At 53.2% G+C, this 2,706-nt stretch carries 2 protein-coding genes; one reads left to right on the forward strand and one right to left on the reverse strand.

The window, feature by feature from the left end:
• Positions 1–89 precede the first annotated feature (89 nt).
• Positions 90–884, forward strand: a complete 795-nt coding sequence (locus FOZ70_RS37785; RefSeq protein WP_171502934.1) for an APH(3')-II family aminoglycoside O-phosphotransferase — start codon at positions 90–92, stop codon at positions 882–884.
• Positions 885–1,837: 953 nt separating this feature from the next.
• On the opposite strand, the gene FOZ70_RS37790 is transcribed toward FOZ70_RS37785, so the two are convergent.
• Positions 1,838–2,698, reverse strand: a complete 861-nt coding sequence (locus FOZ70_RS37790) for a broad-spectrum class A beta-lactamase TEM-116 (protein WP_000027050.1) — start codon at positions 2,696–2,698, stop codon at positions 1,838–1,840.
• Positions 2,699–2,706 lie beyond the last annotated feature (8 nt).

Raw genomic sequence — 2,706 nt, forward strand, 5'->3', positions numbered from 1 at the left:
AAGTAAACTGGATGGCTTTCTTGCCGCCAAGGATCTGATGGCGCAGGGGATCAAGATCTGATCAAGAGACAGGATGACGGTCGTTTCGCATGCTTGAACAAGATGGATTGCACGCAGGTTCTCCGGCCGCTTGGGTGGAGAGGCTATTCGGCTATGACTGGGCACAACAGACAATCGGCTGCTCTGATGCCGCCGTGTTCCGGCTGTCAGCGCAGGGGCGCCCGGTTCTTTTTGTCAAGACCGACCTGTCCGGTGCCCTGAATGAACTGCAGGACGAGGCAGCGCGGCTATCGTGGCTGGCCACGACGGGCGTTCCTTGCGCAGCTGTGCTCGACGTTGTCACTGAAGCGGGAAGGGACTGGCTGCTATTGGGCGAAGTGCCGGGGCAGGATCTCCTGTCATCTCACCTTGCTCCTGCCGAGAAAGTATCCATCATGGCTGATGCAATGCGGCGGCTGCATACGCTTGATCCGGCTACCTGCCCATTCGACCACCAAGCGAAACATCGCATCGAGCGAGCACGCACTCGGATGGAAGCCGGTCTTGTCGATCAGGATGATCTGGACGAAGAGCATCAGGGGCTCGCGCCAGCCGAACTGTTCGCCAGGCTCAAGGCGCGCATGCCCGACGGCGAGGATCTCGTCGTGACCCATGGCGATGCCTGCTTGCCGAATATCATGGTGGAAAATGGCCGCTTTTCTGGATTCATCGACTGTGGCCGGCTGGGTGTGGCGGACCGCTATCAGGACATAGCGTTGGCTACCCGTGATATTGCTGAAGAGCTTGGCGGCGAATGGGCTGACCGCTTCCTCGTGCTTTACGGTATCGCCGCTCCCGATTCGCAGCGCATCGCCTTCTATCGCCTTCTTGACGAGTTCTTCTGAGCGGGACTCTGGGGTTCCGCTTCCTCGCTCACTGACTCGCTGCGCTCGGTCGTTCGGCTGCGGCGAGCGGTATCAGCTCACTCAAAGGCGGTAATACGGTTATCCACAGAATCAGGGGATAACGCAGGAAAGAACATGTGAGCAAAAGGCCAGCAAAAGGCCAGGAACCGTAAAAAGGCCGCGTTGCTGGCGTTTTTCCATAGGCTCCGCCCCCCTGACGAGCATCACAAAAATCGACGCTCAAGTCAGAGGTGGCGAAACCCGACAGGACTATAAAGATACCAGGCGTTTCCCCCTGGAAGCTCCCTCGTGCGCTCTCCTGTTCCGACCCTGCCGCTTACCGGATACCTGTCCGCCTTTCTCCCTTCGGGAAGCGTGGCGCTTTCTCATAGCTCACGCTGTAGGTATCTCAGTTCGGTGTAGGTCGTTCGCTCCAAGCTGGGCTGTGTGCACGAACCCCCCGTTCAGCCCGACCGCTGCGCCTTATCCGGTAACTATCGTCTTGAGTCCAACCCGGTAAGACACGACTTATCGCCACTGGCAGCAGCCACTGGTAACAGGATTAGCAGAGCGAGGTATGTAGGCGGTGCTACAGAGTTCTTGAAGTGGTGGCCTAACTACGGCTACACTAGAAGAACAGTATTTGGTATCTGCGCTCTGCTGAAGCCAGTTACCTTCGGAAAAAGAGTTGGTAGCTCTTGATCCGGCAAACAAACCACCGCTGGTAGCGGTGGTTTTTTTGTTTGCAAGCAGCAGATTACGCGCAGAAAAAAAGGATCTCAAGAAGATCCTTTGATCTTTTCTACGGGGTCTGACGCTCAGTGGAACGAAAACTCACGTTAAGGGATTTTGGTCATGAGATTATCAAAAAGGATCTTCACCTAGATCCTTTTAAATTAAAAATGAAGTTTTAAATCAATCTAAAGTATATATGAGTAAACTTGGTCTGACAGTTACCAATGCTTAATCAGTGAGGCACCTATCTCAGCGATCTGTCTATTTCGTTCATCCATAGTTGCCTGACTCCCCGTCGTGTAGATAACTACGATACGGGAGGGCTTACCATCTGGCCCCAGTGCTGCAATGATACCGCGAGACCCACGCTCACCGGCTCCAGATTTATCAGCAATAAACCAGCCAGCCGGAAGGGCCGAGCGCAGAAGTGGTCCTGCAACTTTATCCGCCTCCATCCAGTCTATTAATTGTTGCCGGGAAGCTAGAGTAAGTAGTTCGCCAGTTAATAGTTTGCGCAACGTTGTTGCCATTGCTACAGGCATCGTGGTGTCACGCTCGTCGTTTGGTATGGCTTCATTCAGCTCCGGTTCCCAACGATCAAGGCGAGTTACATGATCCCCCATGTTGTGCAAAAAAGCGGTTAGCTCCTTCGGTCCTCCGATCGTTGTCAGAAGTAAGTTGGCCGCAGTGTTATCACTCATGGTTATGGCAGCACTGCATAATTCTCTTACTGTCATGCCATCCGTAAGATGCTTTTCTGTGACTGGTGAGTACTCAACCAAGTCATTCTGAGAATAGTGTATGCGGCGACCGAGTTGCTCTTGCCCGGCGTCAATACGGGATAATACCGCGCCACATAGCAGAACTTTAAAAGTGCTCATCATTGGAAAACGTTCTTCGGGGCGAAAACTCTCAAGGATCTTACCGCTGTTGAGATCCAGTTCGATGTAACCCACTCGTGCACCCAACTGATCTTCAGCATCTTTTACTTTCACCAGCGTTTCTGGGTGAGCAAAAACAGGAAGGCAAAATGCCGCAAAAAAGGGAATAAGGGCGACACGGAAATGTTGAATACTCATACTCTTCC

The organism is Burkholderia sp. COPS, from assembly GCF_019425585.1.
Classification (GTDB): domain Bacteria; phylum Pseudomonadota; class Gammaproteobacteria; order Burkholderiales; family Burkholderiaceae; genus Burkholderia; species Burkholderia cepacia.